The sequence below is a fragment of the Streptomyces sp. Ag109_G2-15 genome (genome assembly GCF_900215565.1).
Taxonomy (GTDB): domain Bacteria; phylum Actinomycetota; class Actinomycetes; order Streptomycetales; family Streptomycetaceae; genus Streptomyces; species Streptomyces diastatochromogenes.
Genome location: NZ_OCNI01000001.1, coordinates 546,226 through 564,816 on the forward strand (window position 1 = coordinate 546,226; position 18,591 = coordinate 564,816).

Here is an 18,591-nt window from a genome sequence, read left to right on the forward strand (position 1 = left end):
GTGCTTCTACCTTTCGGTCATCCTGCGCAGCGGCTTTCGGGAAGAGGCCGACATCTCGTTCCAGCGCTCGGTCAGCTCGGCGACGGTGGGGGCGGTGAACAGGATCCGGATCGGGATCTCCACTCCCAGCTCGGCGCGCACCCGCGCCACCAGACGGGTGGCCAGCAGCGAGTGTCCGCCCAGGGCGAAGAAGTCGTCGTCGATGCCGACCCGCTCCACGCCCAGCACCTCGGCGAACAGCCCGCACAGCACCGCCTCACGCGGGGTGCGCGGAGCCTGGTACTCGTCCCCGTCGAACTCGGGTCGTGGCAGTGCCAGCCGGTCCAGCTTCCCGTTCGGGGTCAGCGGCAGCTCCGCCAGCACCACGATCGCCGCGGGAACCATGTACTGCGGCAGCCGCTCCCCGACCAGCGTGCGCAACTGCTCCGCCGGCGGTACGGCGGCGCCCGGCTCGGGCACGACGTACGCCACCAGTTGCCGGTCGTCCGGGTTGTCCTCGCGAGCGATGACGGTCGCCTGGCGGATGGCCGGATGGCCGGACAGGGTGCGCTCGATCTCGGCGGGTTCGATGCGGAACCCGCGCAGTTTGATCTGGTGGTCGGAGCGGCCGAGGTACTCGACCTCACCCGTGCTGGTCCAGCGGGCCAGATCCCCGCTGCGGTACATCCGCGTACCCGCCGGGCCGAACGGATTGGCCACGAAGCGCTCCGCGGTCATGCCCGGCTGGTCGTGGTAGCCGCGGGCCAGGCCGTGCCCGGCGATCCAGAGATCACCGGTCACCCCGGGGGGCACCGGGTGGAGCGTGCGGTCGAGGACGAGGATCTGCGCGTTGGTGACGGGGCCGCCGATGGAAGGTGGCATGCCGGCGGTGCCGGGGTCGAGGCGGGCGGCCGTGGAGTAGATGGTGGCTTCGGTGGGGCCGTAGAGGTTGGTGACCTCGGCCGCGTGGTCGTACAGGGTGTGGGCCAGTGGTGTGGGCAGGGCCTCGCCGCTGGTGATCACGCGCAGGCCGGTCAGGCAGGCCGGGGCGTGGGTGACCAGCACCTGCCAGAGGGCGGGGGTGGCCTGCATGTGGGTGATGCCGGCGCGTTGGACGAGGTCGAGCAGTGCCGAGGGCTGGGTGATGGTGTCCTTGCCGGCCAGCACCACCCGGGCACCGGACAGCAGGGGCAGGAACAGTTCCAGCGCGGCGATGTCGAACGCGACGGTGGCGACGGCCAGCAGCCGGTCGTCCGGTGACAGCGAGAAACGGTCCTGCATGCCGGTGAGCAGGTTGCTCAGGGAGCCGTGCTCGATGACCACGCCCTTGGGCTTGCCGGTGGAGCCGGAGGTGTAGATGACGTAGGCGGTGTGGTGGCAGCCGACCGCGGTCTTCGGGTCGTCGGCGGGATACGCGGACAGGTCGGCCTCGGCCAGCCGCTGGGGGCCCAGCACCAGCACCGGTGCGCTGTCCTCGACCACGGACCGCACCCGCGCGGCCGGATACTCCGGGTCCACCGGCACATAGGCACCGCCGGCCTTCCACACCGCCAGCAGCGCCGCGACCAGGTCGAGCGAGCGGGGCAGCAGCACCACCACGCGGGACTCCGGCCCCACGCCCTGCTCGATAAGCCAGTGCGCCATCCGGTTGGCGCGCTCGTCCAACTCCCGGTAGGTCAGCCGGTGTCCGTCGCACTCGACCGCCACCGCGTCCGGCGTCGCCGCCGCGCGCTCGGCGATCAGCTCGGGGATGGTCCGCTCGGGCAGTGCGGCCGCGGTGGCGTTCCAGCCGTGCAGCACCTGCTCGCGCTCCGCGTCGGACAGCACGTCGATCGCGCCGACGGTGGTCTCCGGTTCGGCGGCGAACTGCCGCAGCACCCGCACCAGCCGATCGGCGATCACCTCCACCTCGGCGTGCTCGAAGGCATCGCGCTGGTACTGGAAGGAGAGGCGCAGCAGCGGATCGGCCGCCGCGATGACGGTCAGCGGGTAGTGCGGTGGGGCGTACGGGCGGATGCCGGTCACGGCCAGCTCCGCCGACGCGCCGGCCGCCGAGAGGCCGACGCGGTCGACGGGGAACGACTCGAAGACCACGAGCGTGTCGAACAGCGCGCTCAGCCCGGTCGACCGCTGGATGTCGGCGAGCCCGAGGTGGTGATGGTCCAGCAGTCTCGCCTGGGCGTCCTGCAGCCGCCCCAGCAGCCGCGGGAGGCTGTCGGTCGGGGTGCACCGCGCCCGTACCGGCACCGTGTTGATGAACAGGCCGATCATCGCGTCCACGCCGGGCAGTTCGGACGGCCGGCCGGCGACGGTGGTGCCGAACAGCACGTCCTCGCGGCCGGTCAGTTCGGCGAGTACGACGGCCCACGCGCCCTGCACCAGGGTGTTGGGGGTGACGCCCCACTCGGCGGCTCGGCGCGCCAGCCGGGTGGCGTCCTCGCCGGACAGCGCCGCGTCGACCTGCCCGCTGCCGCCACCGGCCGGGCGTGCCGTGGGCGCCAGGAGCGTCGGCTCCGCCACGCCGGCCAGCTCCGCGGCCCACGCCTGTGCGGAGCGTGCCGTGTCCTGCCGTGACAGCCAGCGCAGGAAGTCCCGGTAGCCGTGGGGGCGTGGCGGGTCGGTGTCGTGGCCGCCCGTGGCGTACAGGTCCATCAGTTCCCGCTCGATGAGCGGTACCGACCAGCCGTCGAGCAGGACGTGATGGGCGGTGAGCGCGAGTTCGGCCCGTTCCGGTCCCAGCGTGACGAGGGTGAGCCGGAGCAGGGGCGGGCTGTCGGGGCGGAAACGGGTGTCCCGCTCCTCGGCGAGGATCTCCTCCAGCCGCGCCTCGGCCTCGGGCGCGCCGGTGAGGTCCACATGCCGCCAGGGCAGGGGGACGTCGTCCAGCACGATCTGCACCGACTCGCCGGTCGCGCTCGACAGGAACGCCGCCCTGAGGTTCGGGTGCCTCTTGAGCAGGGCCTGGCCAGCGGCCCGTAGGCGCACCGCGTCCACCGGGCCGCTGAGCCGGAACACGAACTGCGTCAGGTAGGCCTCGGAGGCCGTGTCGGCGAGCATCGTGTGGAACAGCAGGCCGTCCTGCAGCGGGGTGAGCGGCCATACGTCGTTGACCTGGCCGAAACGCCGCTGCCAGGTGTCCAGTTCGGCCTGGCCGACGTGCACCGGCGCGACATCGGACGGGGTCAGCCCGGTCGCGCCCGTCCTCACCAGGGTGTGCAGGCCGCGCAGGGCGGCGCACCAGGTGTCGGCGAGGTCGCGGACCTCGGCGGCGGGCAGTACGCCGGTGGCGAAGGTGAACAGGGCGGTGAGTCGCGCGCCGTCCCCGGTGTCGGTGACCAGGGAGTTGAGTTCGAGTGCGCTGAGCGCGGGCATGTCGGGGTCGGGTACCGCGACGAGTTCGGGGCATTCCGGCGCCGGTGTCCAGCCGGGGCCGTGTGCCGGCTCCGGGCCGTCGAAGGAGAAGTGGCCCAGGAAGTTGAAGCCGATCTCGTCCGCCGGGTACGGGCGCAGCGCCGCCGCGGTCTCGTCGTTGAGGTGGCGCAGCAGCGTGTAGCCGATGCCCTGGTCGGGCAGCGCGCGCCGCTGCTCCTTCACGCGTTTGAGGGCGTCTCCGGCGGCCGCTCCCCCGGCGATCGCGTCGTCGACATCGATGCCGGAGAGGTCGATCCGGACCGGGTGGACGGTGGTGAACCAGCCGACCGTGCGGGACAGGTCCGCGCCCGGGGCCAGCTCCTCCTGCCGGCCGTGCCCTTCCAGGCGTACGACCGTGGCGTCGTCCCTCACGCCCCGCCGGTGCCGGGCCAGTGCCAGGACGAGGGCGGTGAGCAGCACGTCGTCGACGCCGCTGCGGTACGCCGCCGGCACCGAGGTCAGCACGGCGTCGGTGAGGTCGGCCGGGAGCTGGACGCGCACGGTTTCCGTCGCCGCGGTGACGTCGGCCTTCGGGTCGAACGGCCGGGATCCGACCGGGGCCACGGGGGCGGCGAGCAGGTCGCGCCACAGGGACAGCTCGGCCGCCCGTCCGGGCCGTACCGCCTCGTCGGCCAGCGCGCGCAGCCACCGTCGTAGCGACGTCCCCACCGGCGGCAGGGCCGGTGTCTCGCCGGTCCGAACTCGCCGCCATGCCTCGGCCAGGTCGGGGAGCAGCACCCGCCAGGACATTCCGTCGACGACCAGGTGATGCGCCGCGACCAGCAGTCGTCCGGGTCCGCCGGTGGCCGGCTCGAACCACACCAGCCGGAGCATGCGACCGTCCGAGGCCTTGATGTCGTGGGCCGCGGCGGCCGCCTCGGTGCGCAGCAGCGTCTGCCAGGCGTCGCCGCTCCAGTCTCCTGGGCAGGCGACCCGTGTGATGAGCCGGGCCGCGTCGACGGAGCCGGGCGGGTGCACCAGCAGGCCGTCGTCGACCAGTTGGGACCGCAGGACGTCGTGCCGGTCGAGGACGGCGCGTACCGTCGCGGTGAGGTTGTCGTGGTCCGTCTCGGCCGGTACCTCCAGCAGCAGCCACTGGGCGAGCCGGTCGAGGCCGGGTCCGCGTTCGGCGACGAGCCGGGCCATCGGTGGCAGGGGCAGCAGACCGACGCCTCCGCCGTCGAGTTCGGCGAGTGCCGTGGGAGCGGTGTCCCGGGTCGCGGCCGCGGCCAGCGCGGCGACGGTGCGGCACTCGAACACGGTGCGCGGGCTGAGCGCGAGGCCGGCCGCGCGGGCGCGGGCCACGACCTGGATGGCCCGGATGCTGTCGCCGCCGAGGGTGAAGAAGTCGTCGTCCACCCCGATCCGGCTCAGCCCGAGCACCTCGGCGAACGCGGCCGCCAGGACGTGCTCCTCGCTGGTGCGGGCGGGCCGGTGAGCCTGGCCGGCGAACTCCGGCTCGGGCAGCGACGCCCGGTCCAGCTTGCCGTTCGCGGTCAGCGGCAGCCGGTCCAGCGCGACGAAGGCGGCGGGTACCAGGTGGGCGGGCAGCCGGGCCGCGACGAAGCCCCGCAGCTCGGCGATGTCCAGCCCGGCGTGGAGGTCCCAGTCGGCGCCGGGCCTGCCGATGCTGCCGGAGGTCGTCGGCACGATGTAGGCGACGAGCTGGGCGGCCCCGTCGGCGCCGCGGCCGCGCCGGGCGAGGACGGCGGCCTGGGCCACGCCGGGGTGTGCGGCCAGCGTCGCCTCGATCTCCGCGGGCTCGACCCGGAAGCCACGGATCTTCACCTGGTGGTCGGCGCGTCCGGCGAACTCCAGCTCGCCGTTGCCGTTCCAGCGAGCCAGGTCGCCCGTCCGGTACATGCGCCGCCCGGACGGGCCGAACGGGCAGGCGACGAAGCGCTCCGCGGTCAGGGCCGAGCGGTCGTGGTAGCCCCTGGCCAGGCCGGCGCCCGCGATGTACAGGTCGCCGTACACGCCGGGCGGGACCAGTCCGAGCCGGCTGTCGAGCACGTACAGCGCGGTGTTCCAGATCGGCGTGCCGATCGGTACGGTGCTCGCCCCGGGCCGGTACTGCCAGGCGGTGACGTCCACCGCCGCCTCGGTCGGCCCGTACAGGTTGTGCAGGGGCACACCCAGTAACTCGTGGAAACGCGCGGCGAGTTCGGCCGGCAGTGCTTCGCCGCTGCAGATGACGCGGCGCAGGCCGGTGCAGGCGCCCGCAGCCTCGTCGTTGACGAACTCGGCGAGCATCGAGGGAACAAAGTGCAGGGTCGTGACCCCGGCGCGTTGGATCAGCTCGGCGAGGTAGGCCGGGTCGCGGTGCCCGTCCGGCCTTGCGACGACGAGGCCGGCGCCGGTGATCAGCGGCCAGAAGAACTCCCAGACCGACACGTCAAAGGAGGCCGAGGTCTTCTGCAGCACCCGGTCGGAGCCGTCCAGCCGGTAGCGGTCCTGCATCCACAGCAGCCGGTTGACGATCGCGGCGTGGGTGATGACGGCGCCCTTGGGCCGGCCGGTCGATCCCGACGTGTAGATCATGTACGCCGGATGCTCGACGGAGTGCGGCGCGAGCGCGGTGGGACCGTCGGTGAGCGGGGCCTCGTCGACCGTGATCAGGGGGATGTCCGTCCGGGGCAGCCGGTCCGCCGTGCCCTTCACCGTCAGCAGCAGCGTGGGCCTGGCGTCGGCGAGCATGAACTCCACGCGGGCGGTGGGGTAGTCCGGGTCGACCGGGACATAGGCGGCGCCCGCCCTGAGTACGGCGACCAGCGCGACGACCAGCTCCAGCGACCGGGGGATCGCGACCGCGACGAACCGTTCCGGCCCCGCGCCGCCCTCGATCAGCAGGCGGGCCAGCCGACCGGACCGCTCGTCCAGCTCACGGTACGAAAGGCAGGTGTCCTCGAAGGTCACCGCGATGGCGTCGGGGGTGGCCCCTACCTGCCGCTCCAGCAGCTCCGTCAGCGTCAGGCCCACCGGGGTGACCGCGGGGCCGGGGTACTCGGTGAGGAGCGCGTGGCGTTCCGCTGTGCTGAGCACGCTGACGTCCCCGGCCCGGGCGCGCGGGTCGGCCAGGGCGGCCCGGAGGAACGTCACAAATCTGTCGGCGAGTCCGGCGACGTCCTGGTCCCCGTAGTGCGACCGCGGGGCGTCGAAGCGGACGTACTGGTCGCTGTCGGCCGCGCCGTCGGTGTAGGTCGAGATCATCACCTCGTCGATCACACCGAACGTGCCACCGGCGAACCGCGCCACGCTGCCCGCGAGATCGAGCGCCTCGACGAAGGGGATCACGTTGACGAGGGCGCCGAACGGGCTGCGCACCGACCCGGCGTGCCCCGTCGCCCGCTTGATCAGGGATACGTCGTGGCCCGCGTGCCGCAGCACGCGCCGGCGCTCCCGGCCGAGCGCCTCGGCCAGCTCCACGAGGGTCGCCCCGGGCGGCACCTCCACGCGGATCGGCAGCCGGTTCGAGAGCAGGCCGAGCGACCGCCGCAGGGGACCGACGCGGTGGTTGACGGTGAACTCGTGCAGCGGTTCGGGCACGGCGCACATGTGCCGCAGGAACGCCGTGGCCGCCGCCGCGAGCAGGTCCGGCAGGCTCGTCCCCACGGCGTCGGCCGTGCGCCGCCAGGCGGCGAGTTCGCCGGCCGGGATCCTGGCGGTCCGGGTGGTCATGCCGAGCGGTTCGGTGAGGCCGTCCCAGTGCCCGGCCGGCCGGCCGTCGGCGGCGGGGCGGACGCCGGCGGGAAGCCGCGCCGCGGTCGGCTCGTCCGCGAGGTAGTCCCGCCAGAACTCCTCTGCCTGGGCGAACCGTTGGGATGCCCGGTACGCGGCGTCTTTCTGCTGCGCGTCTCCGCGCGCGTTCGCGGGCAGCTCCGGTACAGCGGAACCCGAGCGCAGCGCGCGATAGATCTCCGCGATCCGCTGCGACAGCAGCGTGACGACGCCGAACGCGTCGGTGACGATGTGGTGGAAGACGAGAACCAGGAGGTGGCGGGTGGCGCCCAGCCGGATGGAACCGACCCGGAAGAGGGCGTCCTCGCCCAGGTCGAACGGCCGGCTCACCAGCTCGGCGACCACGGCTCGGGCCGCGTCGCCGGGGTCGTCCGCGTCGCCGACGTCGAAGTGGAACGGCTCGGGCCTCTCCGGATCGCGGGCGACCATCCGCAGACCGTCCTCGCCCCGCCGGAAGTTCACCGTCAGCGCCCCGGCCTCGGACACGGCCGTACGCAGCGCTTCGGTGAGCAGGGGGATGTCCAGGTCTCCGTCGACGTCCCACAGGGTCACCACGTTGTTCGGCCGGTCGGGGGCCAGCTCCTGTTGGAGCCACATGGCCTCCTGTACGGCCGTAACGCCTGTGTAACCCATCCAGAGTCCCCCCTGTACATGTGGTATCCAGAGCAGCGGCCAGTCGCTGTGCCTGATCGTCGTCGCCCCTCTGAGGCCGATCAACCGACGTGAAAGATGTCGGCCAGATAGCCGACCAGACCCGGACGTACGCCCCGCAGCCAGGCGGGAAAGGCCTGATCAACCCAGCGATCGCCACGGCTGCCCGGTGCGTCCGCGGCGGCGACCGGATGACAGAAGTCGGCAAGAGATCGAAAGCGGAACCGAGGGCGGCGCAATCATGGCCGCATGACGGAACCTGCTTCCCAGCCCGACGGAATGGACGCGCTGACCCATGTCTTCGACGCCGTCTACCGCGGTGAGAGCCCGTTCGGTAAGCGTCCGCCCTGGGACATCGGTGCGCCGCAGCCGGCCTTCGTCGCACTCGAGGAAGCGGGACTCATCAGCGGTGCGGTGCTCGACGCGGGCTGCGGCACCGGCGAGGACGTGCTCCACCTGGCGAGCAAGGGCTACGCGGTGACGGGACTCGACCTGTCGTCGGAGGCGGTCTCCCTCGCGCGGCACAAGGCCGAGGAGCGCGGACTCGACGCCACCTTCGCGGTCGCCAACGCCCTGGAACTCGCCGGCTACGACGGATGTTTCGACACCGTGATCGACTGCGGCCTCGCGCACACCTTCGACGCCGACAGGCTACGGAGCTACGCGGCGGCGCTGCACCGCGTCTGCCGCCCGGGCGCGCTGGTGCATGTGCTGGAGGTCAGCGATGTCGGGGCCGCGAAGATGCAGGCGCGGCTCGCCGAAGTGATCGAGGGGATACCGGCGTCGGAGCCGCCCGGCCCGAAGCGGTCCGCCGACGACCTGCGCAAGGGCTTCGCCGACGGCTGGACCGTCGAGTCCGTCACCGACACCACCCTGTACGGGATCCTCCCGTCCGCGTCGGAACCCCTCGACCTGCCCGCCTGGCTCGGCCGTTTCCGCCGCGCCTGACCCGGGATCCACCGACCGGGGAACGTCCGAACCGCGCATCCGGCCAGTGTGAAGGTGATGGATCATGAAGGCACGCGCAGGCAGACTGCTACGGCTCCTGGCCCCGGCACAGTCCAACCGGGCGACCAGACGCATGCACCTGCGGACCGGCACTTCACCGGACTCACCGCGCTGGAGCGGGGCCGCCCGGGGCGCCTTCCGATTCGCCTTCGTCTACGCCGGTTCCTACTGCCTGACGACGCCCCAGATCTTTCTGACGCTGCGGGGTGGCGGACTGGGCCACAAGCAGGAGGCGGCCGACGCCTGGGCGAAACTCTGGTCGATGCGTCCGGTGCGGAAGTGGGTGGCCGCTCACGTATTCGACAAAGAATTGGGCGAACGCTTCGACGGCGGCGACGACCTGAACGCCTGGGTGGGACAGTTCTGTTGGCTGGCGGGCGCCGCCGCGGCCACCCCGATCTGGTCCCTGCTGGACCGGCGCCGGACGAACTACGAGACGCTGGACTCGTGGTTCCGGCTGGTCGTCCGGTTCTGTCTCGCGGGGCAGATGTTCTCCTACGGTGCCGCCAAGGCAATTCCGCTGCAGTTTCAACTACCGTTGACCAAACTCGTCGAGCCGTTCGGCAATTTCAGTCCGATGAGTGTGCTGTGGTCGCAGGCGGGATCCTCGAAACCGTACCAAGTCCTACTGGGCTGCGCGGAAATCGCCGGCGGACTGCTGCTGGTCCTGCCGAGGACGGCGACCCTGGGTGCGCTGCTGTGCGCGATGGAACTGACCCAGGTGTTCATCCTGAACATGACCTTCGACGTCCCGGTGAAGATCCATTCGTTCCATCTGCTCCTGCTGAGCCTGGTGTTGCTGGCACCGGAATCGGCGCGCCTCGCCCAGACCTTCCTGTCGAACGGGACGGTCCCGCCGTCGCCCCGACAGGAACTGTTCCGCACGCCCGGCGCGAACCGGATCGCCGCTGCCGCGCAGGTCGCCGCGGGTCTGTGGCTGCTCCGCGCACAGCTCCGCAACGACTGGACGGTCTGGAAGACGTACGGCGGCGGACGGGAAAAACCCGAACTGTACGGCATCTGGAACGTGGACGCATTCTCGGTCGACGGCGAGCAGCACGCACCGCTGACGACCGACGAAAAGCGATGGCGGCGCGTCGTTTTCGACTCCGCCGACGCCGTGACCATCCAGCGCATGGACGATTCCCTCGACGGCGGCTATGTCGCGGCGGTCGACACGGAAAGCCATTCGATGACCCTGCTCAAGATGGCCGATCCGAAGTGGAACGCCCATTTCACGCTGCAGCGCCCCGCGGACGATCTGCTGACCCTGGACGGTGAAGTCGACGGACAGCGGTTGTGTGTACGACTGCACCGAATGAATCTCGCCACGTTCCCGCTCGTCGACCGTGGCTTCCACTGGGTGCAGGACAACTCGTACATGGTGTAGTGCTGGTGCGGTAACTTCACGAACACATGGGAGGCACACCATGACCCCCGGCACGAGGACGGACTTAGAGTCGTCTGCGCTGCACGCTGCCGACAGTCACGATCTGATCCGCGTGCACGGTGCGCGTGAGAACAATCTCAAGAACGTCGACGTCGAGATCCCCAAGCGCCGGCTGACGGTGTTCACCGGAGTCTCCGGCTCGGGCAAGAGCTCGCTGGTGTTCGACACCATCGCCGCCGAGTCGCAGCGGCTGATCAACGAGACCTACAGCGCCTTCATCCAGGGCTTCATGCCGACACTGGCGCGCCCCGAGGTCGACATCCTCGACGGGCTGACGACTGCGATCATCGTCGACCAGCAGCCGATGGGCACCAGCCCCCGCTCCACGGTCGGCACCGCCACCGACGCGGGCGCGTTGCTGCGCATCCTGTTCAGCCGGCTCGCCAAGCCGTACATCGGCTCGCAGAAGGCGTTCGCCTTCAACGTGGCCACGGCCGACGCGTCGGGCACGCTGGTGGTGAACGGCAAGAAGATCGAGAAGGGCTTCAGCGTCGTCGGCGGCATGTGTCTGCGCTGCGAGGGCATGGGCTCCGTCACCGACATCGATCCGACCCAGCTCTACGACGACTCCAAGTCGCTCGCCGACGGCGCGATCACCGTCCCCGGCTGGAAGCCCGACGGCTGGGTGGTGCAGTCGTTCACCGAGTCCGGGTTCCTCGACCCGCACAAGCCGATCCGCGACTACACCGGCCAGGAGCGGGACGACTTCCTGCACCGGGACCCGGTCAAGGTCAAGGTGAAGGGGATCAACACCACGTACGAGGGCCTGCTCGCCCGGGTCCAGAAGTCGTTCCTCTCCAAGGACAAGGAGTCGCTGCAGCCGCACATCCGGGCGTTCGTGGAGCGGGCGGTGACGTTCTCCGTCTGTCCTGAGTGCGACGGCACCCGGCTCAGCGCGCTGACCCGGTCCTCGAAGATCGACGGCGTCAGCATCGCCGACGCGTGCGCGATGCAGATCAGCGACCTGGCCGCATGGATCCGCGCCCTCGACGACCCGTCGGTCGCGACGCTGGTGAAGGTGCTCGACGAGACCCTCAGCTCGTTCGTCTCGATCGGCCTCGGCTATCTCTCGCTCGAACGGGCGTCGGGCACGCTCTCGGGCGGTGAGGCCCAGCGCGTCAAGATGGTCCGCCATCTCGGCTCCGCGCTCACCGATGTCACCTACGTCTTCGACGAGCCCACGGTCGGCCTGCATCCGCACGACATCCAGCGCATGAACGACCTGCTGGTGCGGCTGCGCGACAAGGGCAACACCGTGCTGGTGGTGGAGCACAAGCCGGAGACGATCCTGATCGCCGACCACGTGGTCGACATCGGGCCGAAGGCCGGCACGGCCGGCGGCGAGGTGGTCTTCGAAGGCACGGTGGAGGAGCTGCGGACCAGCGGCACGATCACCGGACGGCACCTGGACGACCGGGCCTCGGTGAAGCCGTCGGTACGCAAGCCGTCCGGTGTACTGGAGGTGCGCGGCGCGGCGACCCACAATCTGCAGGGCGTCGACGTGGACATCCCGCTCGGCGTGCTCACCGTGGTCACCGGGGTCGCGGGCTCCGGCAAGAGTTCCCTGATCCACGGCTCGGTGGCCGGCCGGGACGGTGTGGTGACGGTGGACCAGGCGCCCATCAAGGGTTCCCGGCGCAGCAACCCGGCGACGTTCACCGGCATGCTCGAACCGATCCGCAAGGCGTTCGCGAAGGCCAACGGCGTCAAGCCGGCGCTGTTCAGCCCCAACTCCGAGGGTGCCTGCCCCAACTGCAAGGGCGCCGGCGTCATCTACACGGACCTGGCGATCATGGCCGGCGTCGCCACCACCTGCGAGGAGTGCGAGGGGAAGCGGTTCCAGGAGTCGGTGCTGCGGTACCGCCTCGGCGGCCGGGACATCAGCGAGGTGTTCGCGATGCCGGTGATCGAGGCCGAGGAGTTCTTCCGCACCGGTGAGGCGCGCACTCCGGCCGCGCACACCGTCCTCGACCGGCTCAACGACGTCGGGCTGGGCTACCTCAGCCTCGGCCAGCCGCTCACCACCCTGTCCGGCGGCGAACGGCAACGCCTCAAGCTGGCCACCAACATGTCCGGTGCGGGCAGCGTCTACATCCTCGACGAGCCGACCAGCGGCCTGCACCTCGCCGACGTCGAGCAGCTGCTCGCCCTGCTCGACCGGCTCGTGGACTCCGGCAAGTCGGTCATCGTCGTGGAGCACCACCAGGCCGTCATGGCGCACGCCGACTGGATCGTCGACCTCGGCCCCGGTGCCGGTCACGACGGCGGCCGGATCGTCTTCGAGGGCACCCCGGCCGACCTCGTCGCGGCCCGTTCGACGCTCACCGGCGAGCACCTCGCGGCCTACGTCGGCGGCTGAGCGGCCTCTCGCCTTGTGCGGCCCCGTCCCGGCAGAACCGGGACGGGGCCCGGCCAAGTTCTCGACGGAAGGTACCGACCCATGTCTGCGAACACCCCCATGTCCGCGAACACCTCCATGTCTTCGCGCACCGAAACCGAAACGGTCGTCGTGGGGGCCGGCCCCGCCGGGCTCACGGCGGCGCTCGCCCTGGCCAGGTACCGCCAGCGCGTGGTCCTCGTGGACAGCCGCCGCGCACCGCGCAACAGCGCGTCGGGAGGCGTTCACGGGCATGTCGGCCTGGACGGCGCCGCTCCCGCCGAGATCCGCTCGCGCGCGTGGAAGGAACTCTCCCGGTACGCGACCGTGGAGCTGGTGGAAGCCGATGTCGACGGCGTGCGCACCACGGACGGCGGCCGCTTCCAGGTCGGTCTCGACAGCGGGGACACCGTCGAGGCTTCGACCGTGCTGCTCGCCACCGGTGTCATAGACATCCATCCGGCGGACGTGGAGGGGTTCTCGGCCTGCTGGGGCCGGAGCGTGATCCACTGCCCGTTCTGCCTCGGCGAGGAGAACGCCGACCGGCGGTGGGGCGTCGTCGTGGACAACGCGGAACTCGCCATGTTCTCGGCTGTGGCGTTCCGTGCGTGGAGCAGCGACACGGTCGCGATCTGCCGCGAGTCGATGCCGGGTGCCGAGGGCGCTCGCACCGCCGCGCAGAGCATGGGCGGTGACGTCGTCACGGGCACGATCAGCCGCCTGCACCACCGTCAAGGGGCGCTGTACGCGGTCGAGTTCGACGACGGCCGCATCCTGGAGCGGGAGACGCTGGTGTGGACGCCGGCGCAGCGGCAACAGCCTGTCGTCGCTCGGGCCATCGACGAGTTGAAACTGACGGCCGACGACGAGGGGTACCTGACCGTCGACGACATGCAGTGCACCAACGTCCCGGGCCTGTACGCGGCCGGGGACCTGGCCTCCCGGTGGAAGCAGTCGTTCACCTCGGCGGCCGCGGCGGGTGCCACGGCCGCCGAGGCCATCCACGCCTCGCTGATCCTGAGCGCCGTCCGCCCCTGACCACGTCGTCGTGCGGTCGGTCCACGGACCGACCGCACGACGTAGCGTCCTCCTACGCCTCCTCCGACGGCTTCTCCGTGGCCGTGTGCGAGCTGGTGCGAAGCACCTCGGCAACCATCAACTCGTAGGAGGAGTACCACCGTTCCCGGCCCAGCCGCTGCGCCACCTGATGCTCGGGGTCGGCACGCCACTTCTCCAGGGTCTCCGCGTTGCGCCACAGCACGACCGCGAGGCGCTCACCGTCCTCGCCCGTGTAGTGCTGGACGTCCACCAGATCGTCCCCGGCGATGGCACGGACCCGCTGCCGCATCTCGTCCTCGGTGGCGTAGTAGTCCTCGCCCGCCTGATCGGTGAGGCGCGACTTGAACAGGATCACGAACATCCGGAGTCCTCCAGGGTGACTGTGTTCGGGTCGAGGGGCAGGCAGGCGCGCAGCCGGCTGTCGGACGCAGTGACCAGCTCCGCGCCGTGCCGGCTGAGCAGGCTCTCCACGAGTCGGTCCAGGCGCTGGTCGTTCCTCAGCACCGAGGCGTAGCTCTCCTCCGTGAAGGCGCACTGCTCGTACAGGGGCACGAAGCGGTCCGGGAAGAGGTCGACGAGACGCTTGCGCAGGACTCCCCTGTCGTGTGCGGTCTCGTCCTGCGGCGGGTTGGCCATGATGTGGTAGTGCTGGTAGGAGAGGCGGGAGATGGCGTGGGCGTCCTCGATCCGTGACTTCTCGTAGGCGGCCAGGGCCGCCGTCCAGTCCTCGGTGGCGTCGAGGCAGTCGACGAGCGTACGGGCGTCCTCGAAGCCGCAGTTCATGCCGTGCCCCATGAAGGGGGCCATCGCGTGACAGGCGTCCCCGAGCAGCGCGAACGTGTCCCGCCAGACCCATCGGTCGCAGCGTACGACCGTGAGGGTGGAGACTGACTTGGTGGCGAGCTGTTCGGCGATGTCCGGGATGGCGGCCGTAGGTTCGGGAAAGCGGTCGGCGAACACCTCGTACAGGTCCTGGCCGCCGTCGGCCGTGGCGTAGGAGGGCGCCGGCCCTTCGCGACGCATGAACAGGGAGCCGGAGTACTCCCCCGACGGCATGGGGAACGCGGCGAACAGTGCGTCACCGGTCGGCCAGTAGTGCATGGTCCGGCTGTCGAGCCAGCCGCCCGGCACGTCGATCTCCTGATAGGCCAGCTCGAGATTGCGTACCTCCGCCGGTGCGGTGCGGGCGGCGAGGGCAGCCCGGGCGGTGGAGTGCGCGCCGTCGCAGCCGAGGACGCGACGGCAGGTCAACCGCTGTGTGCCGGCACCGTCTTCCACGAGCACGGCCGGTTCGTCCAGGTCCACGGAGCGCACCCGCTGCTCGAAGCGGACGCGTATGCCGGGAGTCGCCTCGGCGGCGTCCAGCAGCATGTGGTGCAGCCGCTCGCGCTCGACCGACCAGATCGGCTGCCCGTCCCTGCTGTACGGGGTGATGTGGGAGCTGCCGTCGGGCAGGTGCGCGCAGCGTCCGTGCAGGGGGACGCATATCTCGCGCACCGTCTGCTCAAGGCCCAGGTCGGACAGGACGCGCCAGCCGCGTGCGGACAGCATCACCGTGAGGGACCGTCCCTGTCCGCCGCCACCGCGGCGCGGGTCCGCCCGCTTCTCCAGGATCGTGACCGGACCGAACCGGGGGGCGAGATACATGGCCGTGACCACCCCGACCAGGCCGCCCCCGACGACGACGATCTCGGGATTCCGCTCGGCGCGGCCTTCGCTAGGCCCCCGCATGGCATCGCCGTCCCCTCGTCCGGCCCGCGTTCGGCTGCCGCAGTTCGGCCAGGACCACAGCGCCCACCTCCTTCGTGCTCAGGGACCCGCCGAGGTCGGGGGTGACTCTTCCGGCCTCGACGGCGGCCGCGACCGCCCCGCGCACGGCGTCGGCCTCCTCGGCATGGCCCAGGTGTTCGATCAGCAGCGCCGCGGAGAGAAGGGCGGCGAACGGGTTGGCGATCCCGGTTCCCGCGATGTCGGGCGCGCTGCCGTGCACCGGCTCGAAGAGCCCCTGCCGCGTGGTGGGGTTGAGATTGGCCGACGCGGCGACGCCGAGGCCGCCGGCGAGGGCGGCGGTGAGATCGCTCAGGATGTCGCCGTACGAGTTGTTCGTGACGATGACGTCGAACGTGGTCGGGTCGGTCACCAGCCTCATCGCGGCGGCGTCCACGTAGAGATGTGAGGTGTCGAACTGCGGGTGCCGTTCGACCGCCTCGTGCCAGCACCGCTGCCACAACTGCCCGCCGTTGCGCACGGCGTTGGCCTTGTCCACCACGCACACCGACCGTCGTGCCACGGAGAAGGCGAAGTCCAGGATGCGCGAGACACCGTGGTGGGTGTTGAGGTCCACGTCGATGGCGATCTCCTGCGGGGAGCCCGTGCGGGTGCTGCCGCCGACACCGCTGTACAGCCCTTCGGTGTTCTCCCGGACGATCACGCAGTCGATGGCGCGCCGCGTGTCGTCACGCAGCGGGCTGAGCCGGTCGTGCCACAGCCGTACGGGACGGTAGTTGGCGTACAGGTCCAGCTCGGAACGCAGTGTGGACAGCACGCTCCGCACGTACGCGGTGTCGCCCAGCCGAGGGTCGCCGACCGCACCGAGCAGCGTCGCCTCGCTGGTCCGGATCCGGTCGAGATCGGCCTGGGACAGGGCACTTCCGGCGCTCAGGTACGTCTCGGCGTTCACCTGGTCGAGGACGTCCAGCCGTACACCGAGTGCGAGGGCGTCGAGAACGGCCAGCGCGGGTTCGATCACCTCCGGCCCGATGCCGTCGCCGGGGATCACGGTGATCCTTTTCGAGGCGCCGCTCATGGCCGGCCCTGGCGCACGATGTACGCCACCAGTTCCGCCACGTCGGTCGTCACGTGGAAGTGCCCGCCCGGCCGCGCGCGCACCGCGAACTCGCCGGAGGTGACCTGCGCCCACTCCCCCAGGCGTGTCTCGTCCACCAGCGGGTCGCCCACGCCGTGGTAGCAACTCACGGCGCAGGACAGCGGTTTGGCCCCGGGTCGCGGCCGGTACTCCGCGTGGGCCCGCAGGTCCGAGCGCAGCGTCGGCAGCAGGAGTTCGCGCAGCTCGGCGTGCTCGGCGATCCCGGGTTCGATACCGCCGAGCCCCACCAGCGTCGACCAGAACTCGTCGTCGGGTGCCAGGTGGAGGTCTCCGCCCTCCACGCTTCCGGGCGGCTGGCAGGCGGAGACGCACAGGCTCCGCGGCTCCTCCCCCGCGTCCCGCAGGACCAGGGCGGTCTCGTAGGCCACCACCGCACCCAGGCTGTGCCCGAAGAGCACGAAGTCGCGCGGGGGAAGCCGCAGCAGGTCCGCCGCCGCGTGGCCGGCCATCGCGGCCACGTCGTCCACGAGCGGCTCCCCGAACCGGTCGCCGCGGCCGGGGTACTGGACGGCCATCAGCTCCACGCCGGGCGGCATCGCGGTGGACCACTCGCCGAAGGCCGTCGCCGAACCCCCGGAGTGCGGGAAGCACACCACACGAAGCTCGGGACGTTCGACGGTGGTCAGAGACCGCACCCAGCCCCGTTCCCGTATCCGGCTCATCGTCTCCGCCTCTCTCCTCGGCCCTCGGCTGACCCGTCCCGTCCCATGTTTTCCGCCGCGCACGAAATCGCGGGATCCGCGACAGATGTCGGCAAGACATCAGGGGCGCCGTGGGGCCGGGGCATGACGATGCGGGGAAAAGGAGGATCCCGGATGAGCCCGTCGCTCGATCTCACCGACCCGGCCACCTTCGTCAGGAACGACCCCTACGAGTTCTGGCACCGGGTACGCCAGGAGAGCCCCGTGTACTGGCATCCGTCCGCCGCGGAGCGTCCCGGTTTCTGGGTCGTGGCGGGGTACGACGACGTCCTGTCCTGCTACGGCGACTGGAAGCGGCTCAGCTCCGCCCGCGGCAACGTCCTGGACGTCCTGCTGCGCGGGGGCGACTCGGCGGGCGGGAAGATGCTCGCCGTCTCGGACCGGCCCTGGCACCGGCATCTGCGGAACCTGATGCTCCGCGCCTTCTCGCCCCGGGTGCTGGGCGAAGTGGTACGCAAGGTCGAGGAGCGCGCGCAGGAACTCATCAGCACCGTCTCGGAGTTGGGCTCCTTCGACTTCGCCGCCGAGGTCGCCGAGCACATCCCGATGAACACCATCTGCGATCTGCTGTCCATCCCCGCGCAGGACCGCAAGCAGCTGCTTCTGTGGAGCAAGGAGGCGCTGGCGTCCGAGCATCAGGAGGGCGCCCGACTGGACGCTCTGGAAGCACGCAACGAGATCGTGCTCTATCTGATGGAGCTGGCGTTCGAGCGCCGGTCGAAGCCGGGCGACGACGTGATCAGCATGATCGCCACCGCTGAGGTCGACGGCCGCCCGCTCACCCCGGAGGAGATCGCGCTCAACTGCTACAGCCTGCTCCTGGGCGGGGACGAGTCGTCGCGGATGACCGCGATCAGCTCGATCCTGGCCTTCACCCGGTACCCCGACCAGTGGCGCGGGCTGCGCGAGGGGACGATCGACCTCGACACGGCGGTGGAGGAGCTGCTGCGGTGGGCGACGCCGGGCATGCACTTCGCGCGCACGGCGCTGTGCGACTTCTCCCTCGGCGGGCAACGGGTGCGCGCCGGTGACATCGTCACGTTCTGGAACACCTCGGCGAACAACGACGAGACGGTCTTCTCCGCCCCCCGGACCCTCGACCTGTCCCGCCGCCCCAACAAGCACCTCACCTTCGGCCACGGCCCGCACTTCTGCGTCGGCGCGGCGCTGGGCCGGGCCGAGCTGCGCGCGCTGCTGCAGGCGCTCGTCACGTCCGTACGGGACATCGAGCTGGACGGGGAGCCGCAGCGCATCTACTCGAACTTCCTGTACGGCTACGGCAGTCTCCCCGTCGCCTTCCGGCCGCGGTCCGCCTCCTGAAAGGGAACGC

10 protein-coding genes are annotated in these 18,591 nt (G+C 71.1%); 5 read left to right on the plus strand and 5 right to left on the minus strand.

Translation table 11 applies throughout. The features are described 5' to 3' along the window. Nucleotides 1-6 precede the first annotated feature (6 nt). Nucleotides 7-7,761 carry a non-ribosomal peptide synthetase gene (locus CRP49_RS02255; RefSeq protein ID WP_097251927.1) on the minus strand — a complete coding sequence of 2,585 codons (7,755 nt, stop codon included), beginning with the start codon at nt 7,759-7,761 and terminating at the stop codon, nt 7-9. A gap of 267 nt (nt 7,762-8,028) precedes the next feature. Between CRP49_RS02255 and CRP49_RS02260 the strand changes: the two genes are divergently transcribed. The 4 genes from CRP49_RS02260 (at nt 8,029) to CRP49_RS02275 (ending at nt 13,652) form a co-directional block, all read left to right on the plus strand. Continuing rightward, a complete protein-coding gene (locus CRP49_RS02260) occupies nt 8,029-8,727 on the plus strand; it encodes a class I SAM-dependent methyltransferase (protein WP_218892953.1) in 699 nt (232 codons plus the stop codon). A 133-nt stretch (nt 8,728-8,860) separates the two neighbouring features. Further along, the gene (locus CRP49_RS02265) at nt 8,861-10,177 is read left to right on the plus strand and encodes a DoxX family protein (protein WP_143669946.1); all 1,317 of its coding nucleotides are present in this window, start codon (nt 8,861-8,863) and stop codon (nt 10,175-10,177) included. A 40-nt stretch (nt 10,178-10,217) separates the two neighbouring features. Further along, the gene (locus CRP49_RS02270) at nt 10,218-12,596 is read left to right on the plus strand and encodes an excinuclease ABC subunit UvrA (RefSeq protein ID WP_097251930.1); all 2,379 of its coding nucleotides are present in this window, start codon (nt 10,218-10,220) and stop codon (nt 12,594-12,596) included. A gap of 81 nt (nt 12,597-12,677) precedes the next feature. After that, nucleotides 12,678-13,652, plus strand: coding sequence for an NAD(P)/FAD-dependent oxidoreductase (locus CRP49_RS02275; protein ID WP_097251931.1), 975 nt, complete (start codon nt 12,678-12,680; stop codon nt 13,650-13,652). A 52-nt stretch (nt 13,653-13,704) separates the two neighbouring features. Here CRP49_RS02275 and CRP49_RS02280 read toward each other — a convergent pair whose 3' ends face one another. Genes CRP49_RS02280 through CRP49_RS02295 form a run of 4 tightly spaced genes read right to left on the minus strand, consistent with a single transcriptional unit; the run spans nt 13,705 to nt 17,222 of the window. Then, on the minus strand, nt 13,705-14,034 hold the full coding sequence (locus CRP49_RS02280; RefSeq protein ID WP_097251932.1) for an antibiotic biosynthesis monooxygenase: 330 nt from the start codon (nt 14,032-14,034) through the stop codon (nt 13,705-13,707). Beyond that, on the minus strand, nt 14,025-15,404 hold the full coding sequence (locus CRP49_RS02285) for an NAD(P)/FAD-dependent oxidoreductase (protein ID WP_097251933.1): 1,380 nt from the start codon (nt 15,402-15,404) through the stop codon (nt 14,025-14,027). The genes CRP49_RS02280 and CRP49_RS02285 overlap by 10 nt, the downstream gene beginning before the upstream one ends. After that, nucleotides 15,391-16,479 (minus strand): isocitrate/isopropylmalate dehydrogenase family protein, encoded by a 1,089-nt coding sequence (locus CRP49_RS02290; protein ID WP_097251934.1) that lies wholly within the window; start codon nt 16,477-16,479, stop codon nt 15,391-15,393. Before CRP49_RS02290 ends, CRP49_RS02285 begins: the two co-directional genes overlap by 14 nt. After that, entirely contained in the window at nt 16,476-17,222 is a 747-nt protein-coding gene (locus CRP49_RS02295) for a thioesterase II family protein (RefSeq protein WP_097251935.1), read from the minus strand. Before CRP49_RS02295 ends, CRP49_RS02290 begins: the two co-directional genes overlap by 4 nt. A 153-nt stretch (nt 17,223-17,375) precedes the next feature. Between CRP49_RS02295 and CRP49_RS02300 the strand changes: the two genes are divergently transcribed. After that, a complete protein-coding gene (locus tag CRP49_RS02300; protein WP_097251936.1) occupies nt 17,376-18,581 on the plus strand; it encodes a cytochrome P450 in 1,206 nt (401 codons plus the stop codon). Nucleotides 18,582-18,591 lie beyond the last annotated feature (10 nt).

What these genes read in the sequence shown, in the direction of transcription:
- CRP49_RS02295 (WP_097251935.1), bottom strand. Translation starts at nt 17,222, where the DNA reads ATGAGCCGGATACGGGAACGGGGCTGGGTGCGGTCTCTGACCACCGTC.
- CRP49_RS02285 (WP_097251933.1), bottom strand. Translation starts at nt 15,404, where the DNA reads ATGCGGGGGCCTAGCGAAGGCCGCGCCGAGCGGAATCCCGAGATCGTC.
- CRP49_RS02270 (WP_097251930.1), top strand. Translation starts at nt 10,218, where the DNA reads ATGACCCCCGGCACGAGGACGGACTTAGAGTCGTCTGCGCTGCACGCT.
- CRP49_RS02290 (WP_097251934.1), bottom strand. Translation starts at nt 16,479, where the DNA reads ATGAGCGGCGCCTCGAAAAGGATCACCGTGATCCCCGGCGACGGCATC.
- CRP49_RS02255 (WP_097251927.1), bottom strand. Translation starts at nt 7,761, where the DNA reads ATGGGTTACACAGGCGTTACGGCCGTACAGGAGGCCATGTGGCTCCAA.
- CRP49_RS02300 (WP_097251936.1), top strand. Translation starts at nt 17,376, where the DNA reads ATGAGCCCGTCGCTCGATCTCACCGACCCGGCCACCTTCGTCAGGAAC.
- CRP49_RS02280 (WP_097251932.1), bottom strand. Translation starts at nt 14,034, where the DNA reads ATGTTCGTGATCCTGTTCAAGTCGCGCCTCACCGATCAGGCGGGCGAG.
- CRP49_RS02275 (WP_097251931.1), top strand. Translation starts at nt 12,678, where the DNA reads ATGTCTGCGAACACCCCCATGTCCGCGAACACCTCCATGTCTTCGCGC.
- CRP49_RS02260 (WP_218892953.1), top strand. Translation starts at nt 8,029, where the DNA reads ATGACGGAACCTGCTTCCCAGCCCGACGGAATGGACGCGCTGACCCAT.
- CRP49_RS02265 (WP_143669946.1), top strand. Translation starts at nt 8,861, where the DNA reads ATGCACCTGCGGACCGGCACTTCACCGGACTCACCGCGCTGGAGCGGG.